Consider the following 18,125-nt stretch of genomic DNA (forward strand, 5'->3'; position numbering starts at 1 on the left):
TCTTAGTCCGCGCTTTCAGCGCTTCTGCCGCTTCGCGGCGGAAATGCACGACGAGAAAAGGCTGCTTGGTTGAAACAACAAGTGCCATGGATACCGTTAAATGCAGAGCATCGGTTTCATAGGAGCCATTGAGAACGGATGCACGTCATGCCTCGTTCTGGCATCGTGGGAAGCGGCGTGCCTCGCCAATGTGGCGCCCTCCGGGCGCAATTCCAAGTTGCTGTCACACCCCGGGTTGCGGCGCCCTCCGGGCGCCTCACCCGGGGTTATGCATGGTACGGCCCTCCGGGCCGAACTTGGCCGAACTGACGACGTGATTTGTCCGATCCGAGCCGAAAACCACCATCATTCAATGGCTATGTTTCTTCGCCGTAGGCGCTTAACCATGCCCGGGGTTATGCATGGTACGGCCCTGCGGGCCGAACTTGGCCGAACTTGGCCGAACTGACGACGTGATTTGTCCGATCCGAGCCAAAAACCACCATCATTCAATGGCTATGTTTCTTCGCCGTAGGCGCTTAACCATGCCCGGGGTTATGCATGGTACGGCCCTGCGGGCCGAACTTGGCCGAACTTGGCCGACCTGACGACGTGATTTGTCCGATCCGAGCCGAAAACCACCATCATTCAATGGCTATGTTTCTGCGCCGTAGGCGCTTAACCATGCCCGGGGTTATGCATGGTACGGCCCTCCGGGCCGAACTTGGCCGACCTGACGACGTGATTTGTCCGATCCGAGCCGAAAACCACCATCATTCAATGGCTATGTTTCTGCGCCGTAGGCGCTTAACCATGCTTAACCCCAGGCTTTAGCCTGGGGACGCGGCCTGCCAACAGGTAGTGCCTCGTAGAGGCACCACAGTTTTGGTTATCAATCACTGACCGATTACGCTACTATCGACTAATTGTTGGTCGCAGCTCTTGTCAGGCACAGATGAATGAAGTACACTTTGCAATGTTGTGGCGGTTCTTTATCTGCCCAGCCAAGAGAGAGTGCATCAACGGTGAAAGGGATTGTCATGCTGAATGTGCGCAGACGTAAATCAGGTGGCGTATCGGGGGAGTTCACCCTAATTGAGTTGCTGGTGGTGATTGCGATTATCGCTATCTTGGCGGCGATGCTGTTGCCGGCCTTGTCGAAAGCGCGCGAGAAAGCGAGGGCCATTTCTTGCGCCAGCAACGTCAAGCAGTTCGGGCTGGCGCTGGCCATGTACACGGACGAAAATGGGCACGCGCCCTACCAGTACAGCTCGGGCTGCTGGGGCCCCAACAGCAGCACATCCAAGGCATCGTCAGTGACATCGTTCTACGGACGCCTGCATCCTTTTATTGGCGATTACAAAGTGTGGAAATGCCCGTCGGCCAATTCCGTGGTGACCGGCGACTACGCGCCGCAAATCGGCGTGTACGAAATCGGCTATTTTTTCAATGGCGTCATTTTCCAGACTGCCATGCCCCAGAGTGCGGTCAAGCGGCCGTCTGAGGTGGCTTTTATGCGTGAAAACCGCCGGCTGAGCAACGAAACGGTACTGCGGCCGACTTCCGTGGCGAAGTACGCTGCCGAGGATTTTGGTGATACCTGGGGCCACTTGGAAAGTGGCAGCACGGCCGACCGTAATCACAACGACGGTGGCAATCTCGGTATGCTCGACGGCCATGTCGAATTCCGCAAAGGCATTGCGATGCGCTACAATGTCTTCGGGTTGACGCCCGATGATACCAGCAACGACCGCGTGCACAGCCTCAAGACCTATTTCGACTACTGAGTGCGGGAGCCTGAGTTACAAGCCATCGTGAAACGTACTGCCAGCCATTCGGCGTTGCGCCGGGTGGCTGGCGTTTTTTATGGCACGAGTAGCATGCAGTCGCCGTAGCTGTAGAAGCGGAAGTGCTCTTTGACGGCGAAGTCATAGGCGGCCATAACGTGCTGGTGGTCGCAGAAGGTGCAGACGAGCATCAGCAAAGTCGATTGCGGCAGGTGAAAATTGGTGAGGAGGCCGTCGGGAATGACGGGTATGCGTGGTGGGTAGAGAAAGATGTCCGTGCGGCCGGAGCCGGGTTTGACGCGGCGCGTTGTCGGGTCGGCGCAGGTCTCGAGGACGCGGACGGTGGTTGTGCCGACGCAGAAGACGCGGTTGCCCTCGTCGTGGGCGCGGTTAATGGTGTCGGCGCACTCGGGTGACAGCACGTAGGTCTCTTCGTGCATGACGTGGTCTTCGATGCGTTCGACGGCGACGGGCTTGAAGGTGCCGGCACCGACGTGCAGAGTCAGTCGCGCGATGCGCACGCCTTTTTCCTGCAGGCCATTGAGAATCTCCGGGGTGAAATGCAGCCCGGCGGTGGGCGCCGCCACGGCGCCCGGTTGCTGGGCGTAGACCGTCTGGTAGCGAATCTTGTCTTCGTCGGAGGGCTCGCGGTCGATGTAGGGTGGCAGGGGCGTCTTGCCGTCTTTGTCGAGAATAGCCAGGACGTCGTCGTGATCAAAACGAACGCAGAAGGTGCCGTCGTCATTTTTCTCTTCGACGATGAAACCGCCGCTTTCTTTGTGTTCGAGTTCGACGCGTGATCCCGGCGGCAGGCGGCGGCCGGGGCGCAGCAGGCACTGCCAGCGGGCGTTGCCGAGTTGTTCGAGGAGGAATGCCTGGACGCGGCCGCCGGTGGGCATGCGGTGGCCCCAGAGACGCGCGGGTATCACGCGGGTGTCATTGAGGACGAGGCAGTCGCCGGCCTGCAGGTAGGACGCGAAGTCGGTGAAATGCCGTGCCTGATGGGCACCGCTGCACCGGTCAATAACGAGCATGCGCGAGTCTTCCCGCCGTTGCGCGGGATGCTGGGCGATGAGCTCGGGTGGTAGATGATAATCGAAGTCGGATACGTTCATGCGTGGGACTCGTTGAGCTGAAAAGCCAGGCTGGAATGGTGCGCCGGTCTAACGACGGGCGCTGATGACGCGGCGGATCTCACGGTCGTCAGTGCGTTTCTTAATGGCTTCGCGCTTGTCGTGGACGTTCTTGCCGCGGCATAATGCCAGTTCGACCTTCACTTTGCCCTTGTCGTTGAAATACATCGACAACGGTACCAGCGTCAGGCCTTTGCTTTCCACGCTTTTCTTGAGGCGGAGGATCTCGCGTTTATGCATCAGCAGCCGGCGGGTTCGGCGCGGCTGGTGATTATTGCGGTTGCCTTGTTCGTAGGGCGCGATGTGCGCGCTCTGCAGGAGCAGCTGGCCGTCCTGCACGGCGGCATAGGCGTCGGTGAGCGACACGCCGCCGGCGCGGCAGGACTTCACTTCGGTGCCGGTCAGTTCAATGCCGGCTTCGAAATGCTCCAGCACTGCGTAGTCGTGCCGGGCTTTTTTATTCTGAATGATGTTTTTCATGGTGGCTGAAAGCAAAAAAACGGGCGCCTTGACGAAAACAAAGACAAGCTGTTACTATAATCCGCCAAAGAGGCGATAAAAGCCGCGCTGAGCGTGGAGCGGAAAAACGCCGGGGAGGATAAGGTACTGGACGGCGAAGACGTTGCATTGGGTTCCATTGCCTCTTTGGTTCCAGTCAGCTTCGCCGACTGGAACCAAAGAGGCCGAGGAATACGAGCAATATTGGCGCCTGACCCAGGGCGTCGCTTGCCCTGGGCTGGTATGTTTCGCGCTTTCAGCGCTCAAAAGCCGCCGGGACGGCGGCGGTCTCAGGATGCGGTCCCAAGAGATGAATGCTGCCGGAACGGCGGTCCGTAATCGGTCAGTAACCACCCCGGTGGGGAAAACACCGGGGACAATTTGCAGGAAACCCACGGCCCGCCGCCGCCCAGCCATCCGACCTTGATTTCCGCCGACCTTTGCGGCAGCCGGTTTCATAGGAGTGATGGATATTGAATGCTAGGCATGTCGCCGACGTCAACCCCAGGTAAGCAAGTGAGGCGTGACGTGTCAAGTCAATGTGGCGCCCTCCGGGCGCAATTCCAAGTTACTGTCACACCCCGGGTTGCGTCGCCCTTCGGGCGCCTCACCCGGGGTTACGCATGGTACGGCCCTCCGGGCCGAACTTGGCCGATCTGACGACTTGCTTTGTCCGATCCGGCCGAATGCCACCATCATTAAATGGCTATGTTTTGCGCCGTAGGCGCTTAACCATGCTTAACCCCAGGCTTTAGCCTGGGGACGCAGTCTACCAACAGGCAGTGCCTCGTAGAGGCACCACAGTTTTGGTTATCAATCACTGACTGATTACGGCGGTCCCAGGATGACAAAGCGGCGGCGGGCGGGTTGTTGTCCTCGTCTGGATATGCCGTACATTAAGGCCGTGCTGGCGATTTACGGTTTCCTCCACGAACAGGCACTGGTTCTCAGCGGCAGAAAGGCGATGCAATGAAAGTGATATGTTTTGGTGACAGTCTGACGTCCTGCGGTGGCCCCGGCGGTCGTTACAGCGACATTTTGCAGGATCGTTTTCCGGAGTTGCGCATTGTCAATCGTGGCATTGGCGGGCAGACCTTTGTTGAAGCGAAGGAGCGTCTGGCGAGCGACGTATTGGCGGAGCGTCCGGACGCCGTGTTGGTTGAGTACGGCGCCAATGACTGGTGGCGTGACGAGCGGCCGCCGGCGGTGTGGGCGGCGGATCTCGCGGAAATCATTGAACGCATCCAGGCGATTGGTGCGAAGGTGGCGGTGCTGGGCGTCTTCGGGCTGTATCGCGATCCGACGAGCGGCCAGTTGCGCGAGAAGGACTACGGCAGCGACGAGCGTTCGCGGGCGTATCGCGAGCTGGAGCGCGCCGTCGCCGAGAGCCACGGCTGTCCCTACGTGGCCAATATCCAGCAGGACATCATTGACGACCGCTGCTGTTGGGGCGATCGCAATCATCCCAATGAGCACGGCAATCGCCGGGTGGCAGACCAGATAGCGCCGGTACTGACGGCGTGGTCGGGCTACCAGGAGCGGCCCGTGCGCAAGCAGCGTCTGCGGACGACTCGGGACTTCTGGGACGAAGCAGTCGCGCTGGTGCCCGCGCAGCTTGCGGCGGTTTGCGGTGAACGCCGCCTGAGCTACGGCGAGGCCGACGCTCTTGCCGGCGAGCTCGCCGTGGGGCTGCAGCGCGCTGCGGGCAAGGCCCGCCCAATGGTGGCGGTATGCCTGCCGAATAGCATGGAGTACTTCTTGCTCTACTGGGCGCTGGTGAAGATCGGCGGTGTTATTGTGCCGATCAATCCGTGGTTGAAGGAGGATAGCCTTGATGCGATTTTAGCCACAGTCGCCCCCGATGTGCTCATTGTGCAGGGGCGCGGCGACAAGGAGATTCTGACCAGTGCCGGTAAACGGCCGGCCCTGCCGGTATTCAGCCTGGACGACGACGCGGCCTTCGGCGGCTTCGCGTCGCTGTTTGTGGCCGGTGCAAAGCCCGCTCGGGAGGACTTGCCGGAGGACTTGCCGTCGATCATCATGCACACGTCTGGCACGACGGCGGCGCCAAAGGGCGCGGTCATGCGGCATAACGATCTGATCTTCAATGTGATGACGACTATCAATGCCCAGGGCTTCCGGCGTGGCGACATCCATCTGCTGGTCAATCCCATGTTCCACTGCACGGCGCTGTACAGTTCCCTGCCGGCGGCGGCCCACCAGCAATGCCCGGTGATCATCACGGCTGAGACGCAGCCCGATGCGCTGTTGAGCCTGGTTCAACGCGAACGGATTACGACCTTCCTGACGGTTCCGGCCATCCTGCAACGCGTGGTGGCGTTGCCGAATCTGGCTCGTTACGACCTGAGCTCCTTGCGCGTGATCGGTTACGCTGGCTCCTTCATGCCGGTGAAGACCGTCCGCCGTTTGCAGGAGCTCTTCCCCGAAGTCGCGTTGCATAATTTCTTCGGTTTGACCGAGACGATTTCGGCGACGCATGTCCTGCATGGCGACGCATCGCTGGAGCGCCCCGATTCCATTGGGCGGACGCTGCCCTTTGTCACGGCGAGAATTGTGCGTGAAGACGGCAGTGACTGTGGGCCGGACGAAGTCGGCGAGCTATTGTTCGCGCGGGAGAATGTCATTGCCGGCTACTGGCGGCAGCCGGGGCGACTGGAGGAAGCGCTGGTCGAGATGGACGGCCGTCGGTGGTTCCGCACGGGCGACTTGGCCAGCAAGGATGCCGATGGCTACACTTTCATCAAAGGGCGCAAGAAGGACATGATCATTGTTGGTGGCGAGAATGTCTTTGCGGCCGAGGTCGAGGCGGCACTGATGCTGCTGGACAAGGTCAAAGAGGCGGCGGTGAAGGGCATTCCGGCTACGGGCGTGCGCGAATCGCTGGGCGAACTGATCAAGGCCTACGTGGTCGCTGAGCCGGACAGCGGTCTGACCGAGGTGGACCTGCGCCGGCATTGCCATAAGGTCCTGCCCTCCTACAAGATTCCCCACGTCATTACGTTTATCGATGCCTTACCGCGCAATCCTGCCGGTAAAGTGGTGAAAAATGAACTGACGTGAAGCAAGCGAGGACGCAATGACGACGCGGGAGCAGCAACGAATACGGGCCTTGTGGGCGCTCAGCGTCGCGATGCTCCTGGCTATTTTCTGGCTACATCGCCGCGCCGAGCGGCAGGACGCTTCGCGTGCGGATGATGCGCGCGGCGCCCAGCAGGAAGCCGCGCGCGTTGGCGTCGTCGCACCCGTCGCGCCGGGCACTATGCCGGTCCTGCGGGACGCGGGCACCGGCGTTGCCCGTAGCCGCATTGCTCGCGTTGCCGGCAATGGCAGCTATGTGCTTGTCGCCCGTGATGCGGCGGCCCTTGCGGCATTGCGCCGCGCCCTGGTAGCCGCCGGCCTGCGGGAGCTCGGCAGCATAGAGGCATTGCGGATGCTGCGCGTGGGCGGCGAAGCCGATGCCCTGGCGCGTTTACTGGCGCAGCTGCCGGATGGAATCCGCGCGGAGGAAGACCGCGTGGTGTGGTTGCCGGAGCAGAATGTCACTGGCTGGACGGGCTACGCCGGCGTGCCCTTTCGGGACAAGCTGCTGCTGGCGATGAACATCGACCGCGAACGTAGCGATCGTGGCGATGGCGTGCTCATTGCCCTGCTGGACACGCCCTTGCTGGCGCATGCCAGTCTCGACGGCGCCAACATCAGCAGTTACGACCTTTTTGAGCTCGGTGTCGACGGCGCCTATGCGGGGCACGGCACGGCCGTGGCCTCGCTGCTGATCGGTCAGACGGCCGAGCTTGCGGGCATTGCCTCGGCGGCATCGCTGATATCGCTTCCGGTGATGTCTGGCGAGGGCGTCGGCAGCGCTTTTCAGGTCGCGGAGGCGATCTTTGCGGCGGTAGCTGCCGGTGCTGAGGTCATCTCCATGAGCCTCGGGACCTACGACGACAGCGCGGCACTGCGTGCGGCCGTGGCCTACGCCAGCGAGCATGGCGTGGTGTTGATTGCGGCGACGGGCAATGACGGCCTGGCGCAAGTCACCTACCCGGCGGCTTACGAGCAGGTGGTCGCCGTGGCCGCCGTGGATGCGCGCTGGACTCACGCTGGCTTTTCCAATAGCGGCGATGCCGTGGACATTGCTGCGCCGGGCGTCGGCATCGATGTGGCGGGAAGTGATGGCGTTGGCAATGAGGCCTTTTCGGGCACTTCGGCGGCGGTGCCCTGCGTCAGTGGCGCCCTGGCTTGCGTGTTGGCGGATGAGCCCGCTTTGTCCGCGCAGGACGCCATGGCGCTGTTGTTGGCGTATAGCAACGACAATGGCGCGGCTGGCGCGGACCCGCTATATGGCGAAGGCGTGCTCGCCTACGACCGCGTCGTCGAGCGCGATCAGCCGGGTATCTATGACGCTGCTGCAGCCGGTCATGCCGCGTTGTATGCGGATGCCACGGCGGGTTTTCTGCCGATACAGATATCGGCGCAGAACCGCGGCACCGAGCCGTTGCCGCAACTGCTGCTGACCGTGGTGCTTGCTGGCCGCGAGACGGTCTTTACCCGGAAGTTTGAGGGGTTTTCAACACAATCGTGCCTAATTTTCTTTTTTTTGCTCGAAATGTAGTCTAGATACTTGACAAAAATTTGTGTTATATTATTTTCTATCTGTACTTAAGTATTGTAGGCTAGTTAAAATGGGGCAGACTATGAAATACCGGGTTCAGCAATTCAAGAAGACGCAGCACGGGAAAATCTACCATTATTCTTGGATCGGGTACAGCTACCGGACAGCGAAGGGCACGCCTACCTTCAAGCGTGTGGCCAGTTTGGCTGGGCTTCCTCCCGAAGCGGTCAAGGCCATCAGCAACTCTCTTTCGTCAAATGGCGAATCCAGTGACACCAATCTCAAGGTCGAGTTTTTGTCGGCCATTCCGCTTGGCGCGGAGGCCGTGGCGCATCACTTTGCTGATGAACTAGGCATCCTTGACGCGCTGGCTTGCCTGCCCGAACGGGATCGAAAAGTGGTTCTCGCCTTGATCCTTGATCGAGTCGTGGAGGCCTTTCCGCATTCCCGGAAGTCGCTGTTTGAAAACCTGCCAGGCAGCGGTCTGTCCCGGGTATGCGGTTTGGACGACGAGGATATCAAGCTGGAGCAGATGTATTATGCTCTGGATCATTTGTTTCCCTGCCAGGATACCATCGAACACTATCTGTTCAAACGGAATCATCCGAACCAATCGCGCATGTTCCTGTACGACATCACCAGCAGTTATTTTGAGGGCAATGCGTGCCCGCTGGAGGCTTTCGGCTACAATCGTGATCACAAGCAAGGCAAGAAGCAAATCGTCATCGGCATGCTCACCGACCAGGCTGGCTGTCCCGTAAGTGTGGAGGTCTTCGAAGGAAACACCAGCGACCAAAGCACCGTCATGGACAGAATTGACTCGATGAGGAAAAAGTTCGGGATCGAGGAAATGGTCTTCATTGGAGATCGGGGCATGCTGACGCGGGCGAGACGCAACGACCTGACTGCCAGGGAATATGAGAAAATCAAGTACATCACGGCCTTGAGTCGCGACGAGTTCACCCGCTTTGTCGAGGATGACGATCACCCGTTGCAGCTGTCTTTGTTTGACCGCACCAGGCTGGTGCAAGTGTCGCATGACGGAATCAACTATGTGCTATCCTACAACCCCGAGTTGGAGGAACGCAACTGCGCCGACCGCGATAGAATGCTCGAAAAAACGGAGGCCGTCCTCAAAGGTATTGAAGCCAGTGTGCAAAAAGGGCGTCTGCGTCAGGAAAAACTCATCGCCAAAAGGTTGTTCTCCAAGTTCGACAAATGGAAATGCGCGCGCTTCTTCGATGTCGACTATGGCGAAGGACGTTTCAGCTATCGCCGCAAGGACGAACTCATTGAGTCCTACCGCGCCATGGACGGCTTCTATGTGTTTACCACCGATATCCTGGACATAAGCGCCGAGCAGACACGGGATGAATACCGTGGACTTCAGCAAGTGGAACAGACCTTTCGAACCATGAAGACGACGGATATCTTCATGCGCCCCATTCGTCTGTGGAATCCGGAGCGGGTCAAGGCGCACATTTTTGTCTGCATGCTGGCATACATGATCATCTGGAAGGCCCGCCACAAACTGGCGGAATTCACGGAGCCGCAAGGAGACCTGCGTGTTTCATTGCAAACGGCCTGGAGCAAGCTGGGCGAGCTGCAAATAGGGAAAATCAAGTTGGGAGACGAAGTCCATGAGCAGTTGAGCCAGCCGGAGGCTCAATGCCGGCAGCTACTCAAGCTGGCCGGATTGAGCGCATCCGCCATCAGCAAAAGTTTCCTACGTGGGTAGAGCGAAATTTCGCTGAAATTTCCCCGACCCACGCAGGAAATCACGGCGAGGCCCTCAAACTTCCGTTTACCTTCACGGATGTCCAGCCGGGACAGGTCGTAAGCGATGTCGTGTCCGTGGACCTGGAGGTCATTCAGGGCGGCCAGGCGCTGATTCTCGAAAGCATCGTGAGTACCCCCGGCGTCGAGGACAGCAAGCCCGGCAATGAGACTCGGCGCTCGGTCATTGCCATGCCCGAGCCAGCGGACACCGCTGGCGATTAGCGCTTGGGCGCGGGTACGGGCCACGACGTGGCGCCGAGGCTGAGCATTGGCAGGCAGCCCAAGGCGTTACGGTCGTAATCGAAGACCATGAAGCCGCGGAGGCCAGCTTGGCGCACAACGGCGATCTGCTCGGAGAATTTGACTGCGTCGCCGGGCGTTTTCCAGCAACTCATGCCGATGCCGGGGTATAGCGGTACCTTATGCGCCCAGGCAGACTGGCGTCGGCAGAGGTTCTGGAATTCGAGATTGCTGTCACGGTAATTCATTGGGCAGACGAAATCCAGCCAGTCGCGTTCGCACCACATGGACCAGTCCTGGCCGATGTCATCACGGCACGTTGGCCAGTTGCTGAAGACCGCTGCGGAGATTTGGATATTCGGGCGGACCTTTTTAGCCTGTGCGTGGACTTGCTGGACCACCGTGTTGATGGCGTCGCGGCGGAATTGCAGCCATTGCGCGCGCAGGTCGTCATTGCTGCGCAGGTCCTGCGGCCAGTTGTCGACGACGGTGCCGATGCGTTGTTGGAAGCGCTCGCGACAGCCATCGCAGAAACAGCCATCTTGTCCGGGGTAGCGGATGTAGTCGAAGTGGATGCCGTCGAGTGTGGGGTAGTTGCGGACCAGCTCGACCATCGCGTCGATTTCCTGCTGTTGGTTGATGGGGTTTGACGGGCAGAGCCAGCGAGGATTTTCCGTGCCGTCGTAGCTCTTCTGAGTGCGTTTTTGTGCGACAAGGGCGTCGATGACTTCTTTGCTGGCGCGTGACCCGCAGTTCCAGTTGACTTTCCAGACGTGGCATTTGACGCCGTATTTAGCGCAGGCGCTGAGGCATTGGGCGACTTGGTCGCCGCTGGTGGCGACGCTCTTGTCCGGCGTGAGGACTTTACTGGGGTAGAAGCTGGTCGCGCCCCAGAGCATATTCGGCGCGATGGCGTTGAAGCCGTGGTCGGCCAGGAATTTGATGGCTTCGTCCCAAGTTTTGCCGGGCAATCCGAAGGCGCTGTGGCACCAGAAGCCGCGGAAGTCGTCAGCCTGGCTGGGCTGGATGCGGCACCACGCGGCGAGGGCGCGGTCACTGGCCTGGCTGCTCAAGGCGATGCCGTCCTGCCAGTTGCCGGCGGCGAGGGCGTCCAGGGCCTGTTGGCGGAGAGTGTTGGCGGCGGCCAAGTCGGCTTTGGCGGCGGCGTTGGCATTTGCCGGCATGGCGGCTGAGAGGGCGGCGAAATCGTGATGGCGGCCGATGACGCCGATGCGCGCGAATTCGGCGCGTGCGGCTTGTTCCCACAGTTTGGGCGCGAGGTGGCCGATGACGGCCATAAGGAATTGCCGCTTGCTGTTTTCCTGTGGGTTGTTCCAGACATGGCCGACGAAGGCGCCGTTGGGGGTGACGACCACGGCTGGCTGGCCGCTGTCGCTGCCGTCGGTGTTGCGCCAGGTTGCGATGATTTGGCCGGCGGTCATGGCCTTGACGATGTTGCTGTGGGGCGAGGTCTGTGGGGCGAAATCCGGTTGGCCGGGCAGTCGCGCCGGCGTAGCCTGGAAGCCCATGTAACCACCGGCTGCTTCGGCGCGCTGCCAGCTACTGTCTGTGATGCCGAGCAGTTCGGCGATGCCGGGAGCCAGCGAGTAGCAGGCGATGATTTTGCCGCCGCGGGCCGCATACTGCTGCAGGAGCGCCAGCGCGTCGTCGGGCATGCGCGGATTGTAGGGCAGCACGACGATGCTGGGGGTCTCCAGCATGGCGGCGTTGAGATCGAGGTCGGACAACGTAGCGCAGGCGATGTTCAGTGCGTCCACGGTGCTGCTGAAGGACGCCGCGTAGCTGCTGTAGCCCTTTGACTCGGGATTGTTAGCATGGATGTTCGATTCGGCGCGTACGACGATGATGTCTGGATTGCTGCCGACGATCGCCAGATTGGCGATGGCTGCGACGCTGTCTTGGTTGTCGCCGCGCCAGAACGAGATGCGGATGGCGTCAATGTGTTCCCAGCCGGCGGGGCTGCCTTCGATGCCGGTTTTGGCCTTGTCGATGACGACGCGGTTCCATTGGTCCGTGTACTGGGTATCGAAGCTGGTGGCGTACCAGCCATCGCCGCTGCGGAAATAGATGCGCATGCTATCGATGGGCGCGACGTCGCGGCAGAAGACATCGAACTGGATGCCGCGGGCGCTGGCCAGGTCGAGTTTGACGGCGATGTCCCAGCTGGCGCGCGAGTGCGTCGTGCCGGCCAAATTGATGGGCAGGCGTGCGTAGCCGGCGTGCCCTGCGGGGCCGGCCTGCCAGAAGACCGGCAGCGAACCCTCCATGGGCGCGAAGAGCGCGGCTAGGGCCTCGGACGACGCATCGCTGGGTAAGATGGCGCGCATATCAGCGGGCATTGCCGGCGGCGGCGGGAATGGCGCTGGCGCTTGCTGGGCGATGGCGGCGACGCAGACGCTGAACATAAGCAAGGACAGGACTTTGCTGATCATGAAGGCCTCCGATGGGTGTGTGGGACGCTGGGTTGTGGCCGGAAAGGCCAGAAACTAGGAACATCACGGGATGAACATACGGGTGAAACATAGTATATGGCACGGATTCGCGCTTGCGCCCTTCCGTTGTTGAAAACTTACAGCCCCAGCTGTTTCATGCGTCGCCAGATGGTCGTGCGGTCGACGCCGAGACGCCGGGCCAGTTTACTGCGATTGCCGCCGCATTCGGCGAGCAGCGCCTTGAAGGCTTCCGGGCTGTCAGGCATGGCGTTGCTTTTGGCGTCATCCAGGCGTGGGTGGTCGGCAGCGTTGTTGGTGGTTTTGGCGAGGCGCTGCTTATCGGGACAATAGGCGTGTCTTAGTTCGACCATGCGTAATTCCATGGGCAGATCGAAGAGCCCGATGAGCTTGTCTCGGCAAGTAACGAAGGCGTGTTCGATGGCATTTTCCAGTTCGCGGACATTGCCTGGCCAGCAGTAGTCCATCAGGCAATGCAGGGCCTCGTTGTCCACGCCGGCGATAGTGCGGCCAGTGATGCGATTGAAGTGCTCAATGAAGTGCGTTACGAGCAGGGGCAAGTCGCCCTTGCGTTCGCGCAGTGACGGCAACAGAATGGGGAAGACCCTGATGCGGTAATAGAGGTCTTCACGAAATTGACCGTCAAGTACCATCTGATGCAGATCGCGGTGGGTCGCGCAGATGACGCGAATGTCAACATGGTGCGGTTTGGAATCACCGACCCGTTCGAACGTGCGTTCTTGCAGTACGCGGAGGAGTTTGAGTTGGCTGAGGAGGCTGATGTCGCCAATTTCGTCGAGGAAGATGGTGCCGCCATTGGCAAGTTCAAAACGGCCGGGTTTGTCCTGCACTGCGCCGGTGAAAGCGCCCTTGACATGGCCGAAGAGTTCGCTCTCCAGGAGTGTTTCGGAGAGCGCTGAACAGTTGACGCGGACCAATGGCTGGTCACGCCGGGCGCTCGCGTGGTGGATGGCTTCAGCGACGCGTTCCTTGCCCGTGCCCGTTTCGCCATGCAGTAGCACGGTCGCATCGGATGCCGCAGCCAGGTGAATGCTGCGATAGACGTCCTGCATGGCGCTACTTCTGCCGGTCAGCCCAGGTGGTGGCTCGTGGAGGAGTTCTTTTTCGCCGAGGACGCTGAGTTGCTGTTCCAGGCGTTTGACCTTGCGCAAGTCCGTAAAGCACTCAACGAGGCCTTTGATAGTGCCGTGTTGGTCGCGGATGACGCCGACATTGCGGAGCACGGGCAGGAAGCTGCCGTCGGCGCTGCGGATTTCACATTCGATGCTGCGTTCATCGAGTTCGCCGCGAAGCATTGGGCACTCGTCGGGGAGTTTGCGTGGGTCGCCGCACTGATTGCAGTGGAGGATGTTGCAGGGTTTGCCGCAAACGCGGTCGTGGGTGAGGCCGGTGAGTCGTTCCATCATGCGGTTCCAAGCGCGGATGTGGCCACGTGCGTCCACGACCATAACGCCGTCGGGGATGGTTCTGAGGAGGATGTCAGCGGAAAGCCAGTCGAGGTCGGTCAGGGAGTCGGGGCATCTGTTCATGGGTGTGGGACCTGGTGTTGCAGGTGTGTTGCAGATGTTGCAGTGGATTCTGTTGCATGCAACATAGCCCGTAAAAGGACCTTTGTCACTATGCAAGCCACAAGTTTCGTTTTGGCAGCTTGTTACCAACGATCAATCGTTTTGGCATGGAAGCTGATATAGAGCGATCGTAGTTGGCACATAGCCAAGACGGGTTGCACAAAAGAATCACAACGAAAGCACGAGGTGGACAATGTCAGAGCACATCCAGGAATTGAATGACCGTAGTTTTCAGGCCGCTGTGAGTGCGGGTGTGGTATTGGTGGATTTTTGGGCGCCGTGGTGTGGTCCCTGTCGCATGCAAGGTCCGATTTTGGAGAGTGTCGCCCAGCAGCTTGGCGCGGCGGCGCGGATCTATAAAGTGAATGTTGATGAGGCGCCGCGGACGGCCACCAGCTTTGGTATTCAAGCCATTCCCACGCTGGTGTTGCTGAAGGACGGCAAGGTCGTCAAGGTGATGACCGGCGTGCAGCAGGCCGCAGTGCTGATCAAGGCGGTGGCAGACGCTTCTGGGCGGGCATGACGCGACTGCCACGCGACTGCTATTACGCGGATTCCCCCGTGGATTCCTGCAGTTGAAAGCAGAAGAAAGGACATAAAAGAATGAAGAACGGACATGAAATAAGGCAGCCGCGTTGGCGGGCATGGCGCATGGGTCTGGCCACGGCGTTGGCCATGGTTGTGGGCCTGGCTGGTGTGGCGATGGGCGCGTCGGCGACGGCGGGTTCGGCGCCATCGGTAAAGCGCGTGATAGCCATTGGTTCGGTGGCGAAGGCCTTTGCGTTGAAGGAAGCCGTTGAGCAGGATTTGCTTGCGGCGGGCCACGAGGTGATTGACAAGGGCTGTCATCGTGCCGATGATACTGTGAGCTACACGGCGATTGGCGAAGCCGTGGCCCACGAACTCTATGCCGGCCGGGCGGAATTTGGCGTGGTATTCTGTAATTTTGGCTGCAGCGCATTGACTGGTGTGAGCAAATTCAAGGGCGTCATCGCCTTTGCTTGCGAAAGCGACCAGCCGGCGGAGATGTCCCGCCGCGCCAACGGCGCCAATGTGCTTTGCTTGGGGCAGTCGACGGTGACGGTGGAAGAGGCCAAGGCCATCGTTCGCCGTTTTATCAGCACGGAATTTGTTTCTGACAGTGCGGAGGACGCCGTTAGTGTCGCTCGTCGGCAAGCCAGTGCGACGGTGAAGAACCGCGGCGAGGTGCCACGGCATGACGTCTGTGCGTTGCCCTTGGACATGATGACTCCCAATGCGTCGGTGACGACGGGGGTGGCAGGGGGGGAGACGGCAGTAATGATCGTTGGCGATGGCGAAGACGGCGCTGGTGGACTGGACTTGTCACAATGTATTGCCATGGCCTTGGCGAACAATCCGGGGCTATCCCGTGAATCGTGGCAGGTGCGGGGTGCTGAGTCTGCGCATGACGTTGTTAAAGCCGCGCGCTTGCCGCAGCTTGCGGCGCAGGCCGGCGCGAGTTTTTATCGTGAAGACCGGATGATCAGTCCCCGTCGTGAAGGCGACGCGAGTGTTTTGGCGTTTAGTGACGAGTTGGCGTCGGCGCAGCTGGTCATGCAGTTACCGTTGTACACTGGGGGTCGTTTACGCAGCAGCGTGCTGGCGGCAGAGCTGACCAGCCAGGCCATGCGCCGGCAGTTTGCGCATAGTCGTGCGGAGTTGGTCTTCAACGTATCGAGTCTCTACTACGCGATTTTGCGTCAGCGCGAGCACATTGGTTCGCTGGAGTTTGCCCGCGGCGTTCTTGAACGGCATCGGCAGGTCATGACGGACATGCTGGCGGCGCGCAAGGCCGCGCAGGTCGATGTGCTGCGCACCGAGGTGCGGCTGGCCGATCTGGAACAACAGCTGCTGCGCGAAACATATCGCCAAGACGTGCAATGCATGGCGATGGCGGCATTGTTGGGCATCGAGGGCGGCTGTGACAACTTCCACGTCAATGGCCAGCTGTCTGCGCGTAGTGATGTCGTTAGCGACGCCGATTTTTTGTTGCAGGACGCGCTGGCCAGCCGGGCTGATTACCAGGCGTTGTTGGCGCGCGTAGAGGCCCAGCGGCAACAGGTGCGTGCAGCGCGGGCGCGGCGTTATCCTGATCTGTCTTTTCGGGCGAGCTATGGCAACAGCTGGGACATGGAGGACAGCGAGGCCAACGAGGTGGGCGAGCTTGGCGTCGTAGTCAGCATGCCGTTGTTCAGTGGCGGTGGCATTTCTGCTGCGATAGCGCGTGAACAGGCCCTGCTGCTTGCGGCCGAGGAGTCGCTGCGGGAAAGTCGTTTGCGTATACAGGTCGAGTTGCAGAGCGCTCTCGCGGACATTCATTCTACCCATGCGCGTTATGACGTGACGAGTAAGTCCGTACAGCAGGCCGGTGAGTCATTGCGTATTGAGCAGGAGAAGTACAAGCAGGGGAAGGGGTCCATTACGGACGTGCTTGATGCCCAGTCGGCGCTGTTGTCGCTGCAAACGAGCTGCTATGCGGCTCTGGCAGATTGGAATACCGCCCTGGCTCGCCTCACCTTGGTGTCGGGGCGCTACGACGATGCTCCGCGTGAAGACGCGGGCGCCGCGGCTCACTAAGCGCCGGGTAGTCGCGGAGGCGCAGCTGTGGGTCATTTCTCGCGGCGCTTGCAGAAGAGAATTATTACGAGATAAAAAGAAGGAGAACGACAGTGAACATGCATCGCATAATCAATCGTGTGTGTCCGGCGCTGCTCAGTGCTGGTATGGCCGTAGTCCTAGCCGCATGTGGCCAGGCCAAGACCGAGATGACGAAGAGCAAGCCCACCGTGCGGGTGGATGTGGAAAAGGCGCGCCTGGAGATCATGGTGGAACGCCTGCAGACGACGGGTGATGTTATCGCTACCAACACCGTTGTGTTGGAATCGACCGTCGAGGGGCCCATATCGTTTTGTCCATGGCGCGAGGGCGACATCGTGGACACGGCTGGAGAGAAGCTCATTGTGATTGAGCGGCCCCTCTACCGCCAGGAATTGGCAGCGGCAGAGGCGGTGCTAGCGGTTGCGCAGGCCAAGCTGGACGACTTGTTGGCTGGCGCTCGGCCCGAGGAGATCGCCCAGGCTCGTGAGACAGTCAAGCATCTCGCGGATTGTACGGCGTTTGCCAAAGCGGATTTCGATCGCGTCCAGAATCTAGTGACCAGCGGGTCGTTGCCGGCGGAAGCCGCCGAGAAAGCCCGCGTCGATTACAGCAAATGCCACACGCAGCATGAATCGGCCAAAGAAAAGCTGGCGATGCTCGCGGCCGGGCCGACCAAGACGGAAGTGGCCATTGCCAAGGCCGCAGTCGCTGAGGCGTCGGCGCGCCGTGATATGGCCCAGGCGCAGTTGGATGAATGCAGCATTGCCGCGCCTTTTGCCGGCGTGATCACCGAGGTCTATGTGCGTCAGGGCGATTTGGCCAAGCCCCGGCAGCCCCTCCTGAAAATGATGTCGGAGGCCAGTCTGGTGGTGCGCGCGGGCCTGCCGGAAGTGAGTGTCATGGAACTGCAGCTGGGTGCGGGCGCCGATGTGTCCTTGGATGCCTATCCGGGCAAGACCTTCGCGGCGCGGGTCGCTCGCATTTATCCGCGTCTGGAAGGCAGTTCGCGGACGCGCCTGGTGGAATTAAGCCTGGACGACAAGGTGCGCCTGATTCCGCGGATGTTCGCGCGGGTGAGTCTGCGCGGGCGGCGTTTTGACAGTGCGGTGGTTGTGCCAGCGCAGGCGGTGGTCGCGACGCCTCGGGGCGAGAAGCTTGTCTTTGTTGTCAAAGATGGCAAGGCTGAACGGCGCGTCGTGCAGCTGGGCATAGAGGACAGCAAGCGGGTGCAGGTCGTTGAGGGCGTCCAAGCCGGCGAAGATGTCGTTGTGGCAGGCAATCTCAATCTGAAAGACGGTGCGGCGGTAACGCTGGGCAAGGACGTAACGGCTGCCCATGCCGCGGGCGATGCGGCGTCGGTGCCGGCTGCTGAGGCGGGCCAGAAGGACGGAGGGCAGTGA

The 18,125-nt window shown here is 60.4% G+C and carries 12 protein-coding genes; 8 read left to right on the forward strand and 4 right to left on the reverse strand.

Annotated elements, in window-relative coordinates; genetic code table 11:
• The first annotated feature begins 1,019 nt into the window (after positions 1 to 1,019).
• Positions 1,020 to 1,766: a DUF1559 family PulG-like putative transporter gene (locus J3R75_RS11635; RefSeq protein ID WP_307261725.1), complete on the forward strand. Its 747-nt coding sequence runs from the start codon at positions 1,020 to 1,022 to the stop codon at positions 1,764 to 1,766.
• Positions 1,767 to 1,843: 77 nt separating this feature from the next.
• On the opposite strand, the gene queA is transcribed toward J3R75_RS11635, so the two are convergent.
• Both queA and smpB read right to left on the reverse strand, forming a co-directional pair.
• Positions 1,844 to 2,881 (reverse strand): tRNA preQ1(34) S-adenosylmethionine ribosyltransferase-isomerase QueA, encoded by a 1,038-nt coding sequence (gene queA, locus J3R75_RS11640; RefSeq protein ID WP_307261727.1) that lies wholly within the window; start codon positions 2,879 to 2,881, stop codon positions 1,844 to 1,846.
• A gap of 48 nt (positions 2,882 to 2,929) precedes the next feature.
• Positions 2,930 to 3,379 carry an SsrA-binding protein SmpB gene (gene smpB, locus J3R75_RS11645; protein WP_307261729.1) on the reverse strand — a complete coding sequence of 150 codons (450 nt, stop codon included), beginning with the start codon at positions 3,377 to 3,379 and terminating at the stop codon, positions 2,930 to 2,932.
• Positions 3,380 to 4,366: 987 nt separating this feature from the next.
• Between smpB and J3R75_RS11650 the strand changes: the two genes are divergently transcribed.
• From J3R75_RS11650 to J3R75_RS11665, 4 genes are all read left to right on the forward strand, one after another.
• The gene (locus tag J3R75_RS11650; protein ID WP_307261730.1) at positions 4,367 to 6,478 is read left to right on the forward strand and encodes an AMP-binding protein; all 2,112 of its coding nucleotides are present in this window, start codon (positions 4,367 to 4,369) and stop codon (positions 6,476 to 6,478) included.
• Between the two features lie 16 nt (positions 6,479 to 6,494).
• Positions 6,495 to 8,027 (forward strand): S8 family peptidase, encoded by a 1,533-nt coding sequence (locus J3R75_RS11655; RefSeq protein WP_307261731.1) that lies wholly within the window; start codon positions 6,495 to 6,497, stop codon positions 8,025 to 8,027.
• Between the two features lie 82 nt (positions 8,028 to 8,109).
• Positions 8,110 to 9,765 carry an IS1634 family transposase gene (locus J3R75_RS11660; RefSeq protein WP_307259061.1) on the forward strand — a complete coding sequence of 552 codons (1,656 nt, stop codon included), beginning with the start codon at positions 8,110 to 8,112 and terminating at the stop codon, positions 9,763 to 9,765.
• Between the two features lie 110 nt (positions 9,766 to 9,875).
• Positions 9,876 to 10,028, forward strand: coding sequence for a hypothetical protein (locus J3R75_RS11665; RefSeq protein ID WP_307261732.1), 153 nt, complete (start codon positions 9,876 to 9,878; stop codon positions 10,026 to 10,028).
• On the opposite strand, the gene J3R75_RS11670 is transcribed toward J3R75_RS11665, so the two are convergent.
• Both J3R75_RS11670 and J3R75_RS11675 read right to left on the reverse strand, forming a co-directional pair.
• Complete coding sequence (locus J3R75_RS11670; RefSeq protein WP_307261733.1) at positions 10,025 to 12,499, reverse strand: glycoside hydrolase family 10-like protein; 2,475 nt, start codon at positions 12,497 to 12,499, stop codon at positions 10,025 to 10,027. The genes J3R75_RS11665 and J3R75_RS11670 overlap by 4 nt on opposite strands.
• Before the next feature lie 137 nt (positions 12,500 to 12,636).
• Positions 12,637 to 14,067 carry a sigma-54 interaction domain-containing protein gene (locus J3R75_RS11675; protein ID WP_307261734.1) on the reverse strand — a complete coding sequence of 477 codons (1,431 nt, stop codon included), beginning with the start codon at positions 14,065 to 14,067 and terminating at the stop codon, positions 12,637 to 12,639.
• 232 nt (positions 14,068 to 14,299) lie between these two features.
• Here J3R75_RS11675 and trxA point away from each other — a divergent pair, with 232 nt between their 5' ends.
• From trxA to J3R75_RS11690, 3 genes are all read left to right on the forward strand, one after another.
• Positions 14,300 to 14,629: a thioredoxin gene (gene trxA / locus J3R75_RS11680; RefSeq protein ID WP_307261735.1), complete on the forward strand. Its 330-nt coding sequence runs from the start codon at positions 14,300 to 14,302 to the stop codon at positions 14,627 to 14,629.
• 80 nt (positions 14,630 to 14,709) lie between these two features.
• Positions 14,710 to 16,704: a TolC family protein gene (locus J3R75_RS11685; protein ID WP_307261736.1), complete on the forward strand. Its 1,995-nt coding sequence runs from the start codon at positions 14,710 to 14,712 to the stop codon at positions 16,702 to 16,704.
• 98 nt (positions 16,705 to 16,802) lie between these two features.
• Positions 16,803 to 18,125, forward strand: coding sequence for an efflux RND transporter periplasmic adaptor subunit (locus tag J3R75_RS11690; RefSeq protein ID WP_307261737.1), 1,323 nt, complete (start codon positions 16,803 to 16,805; stop codon positions 18,123 to 18,125).

The organism is Oligosphaera ethanolica, assembly GCF_030814695.1.
GTDB lineage: Bacteria > Verrucomicrobiota > Lentisphaeria > Oligosphaerales > Oligosphaeraceae > Oligosphaera > Oligosphaera ethanolica.

What these genes read in the sequence shown, in the direction of transcription:
- J3R75_RS11655 (WP_307261731.1), top strand. Translation starts at nt 6,495, where the DNA reads ATGACGACGCGGGAGCAGCAACGAATACGGGCCTTGTGGGCGCTCAGC.
- J3R75_RS11660 (WP_307259061.1), top strand. Translation starts at nt 8,110, where the DNA reads ATGAAATACCGGGTTCAGCAATTCAAGAAGACGCAGCACGGGAAAATC.
- J3R75_RS11635 (WP_307261725.1), top strand. Translation starts at nt 1,020, where the DNA reads ATGCTGAATGTGCGCAGACGTAAATCAGGTGGCGTATCGGGGGAGTTC.
- smpB (WP_307261729.1), bottom strand. Translation starts at nt 3,379, where the DNA reads ATGAAAAACATCATTCAGAATAAAAAAGCCCGGCACGACTACGCAGTG.
- J3R75_RS11690 (WP_307261737.1), top strand. Translation starts at nt 16,803, where the DNA reads ATGCATCGCATAATCAATCGTGTGTGTCCGGCGCTGCTCAGTGCTGGT.
- J3R75_RS11685 (WP_307261736.1), top strand. Translation starts at nt 14,710, where the DNA reads ATGAAGAACGGACATGAAATAAGGCAGCCGCGTTGGCGGGCATGGCGC.
- J3R75_RS11650 (WP_307261730.1), top strand. Translation starts at nt 4,367, where the DNA reads ATGAAAGTGATATGTTTTGGTGACAGTCTGACGTCCTGCGGTGGCCCC.
- trxA (WP_307261735.1), top strand. Translation starts at nt 14,300, where the DNA reads ATGTCAGAGCACATCCAGGAATTGAATGACCGTAGTTTTCAGGCCGCT.
- J3R75_RS11675 (WP_307261734.1), bottom strand. Translation starts at nt 14,067, where the DNA reads ATGAACAGATGCCCCGACTCCCTGACCGACCTCGACTGGCTTTCCGCT.
- J3R75_RS11670 (WP_307261733.1), bottom strand. Translation starts at nt 12,499, where the DNA reads ATGATCAGCAAAGTCCTGTCCTTGCTTATGTTCAGCGTCTGCGTCGCC.
- queA (WP_307261727.1), bottom strand. Translation starts at nt 2,881, where the DNA reads ATGAACGTATCCGACTTCGATTATCATCTACCACCCGAGCTCATCGCC.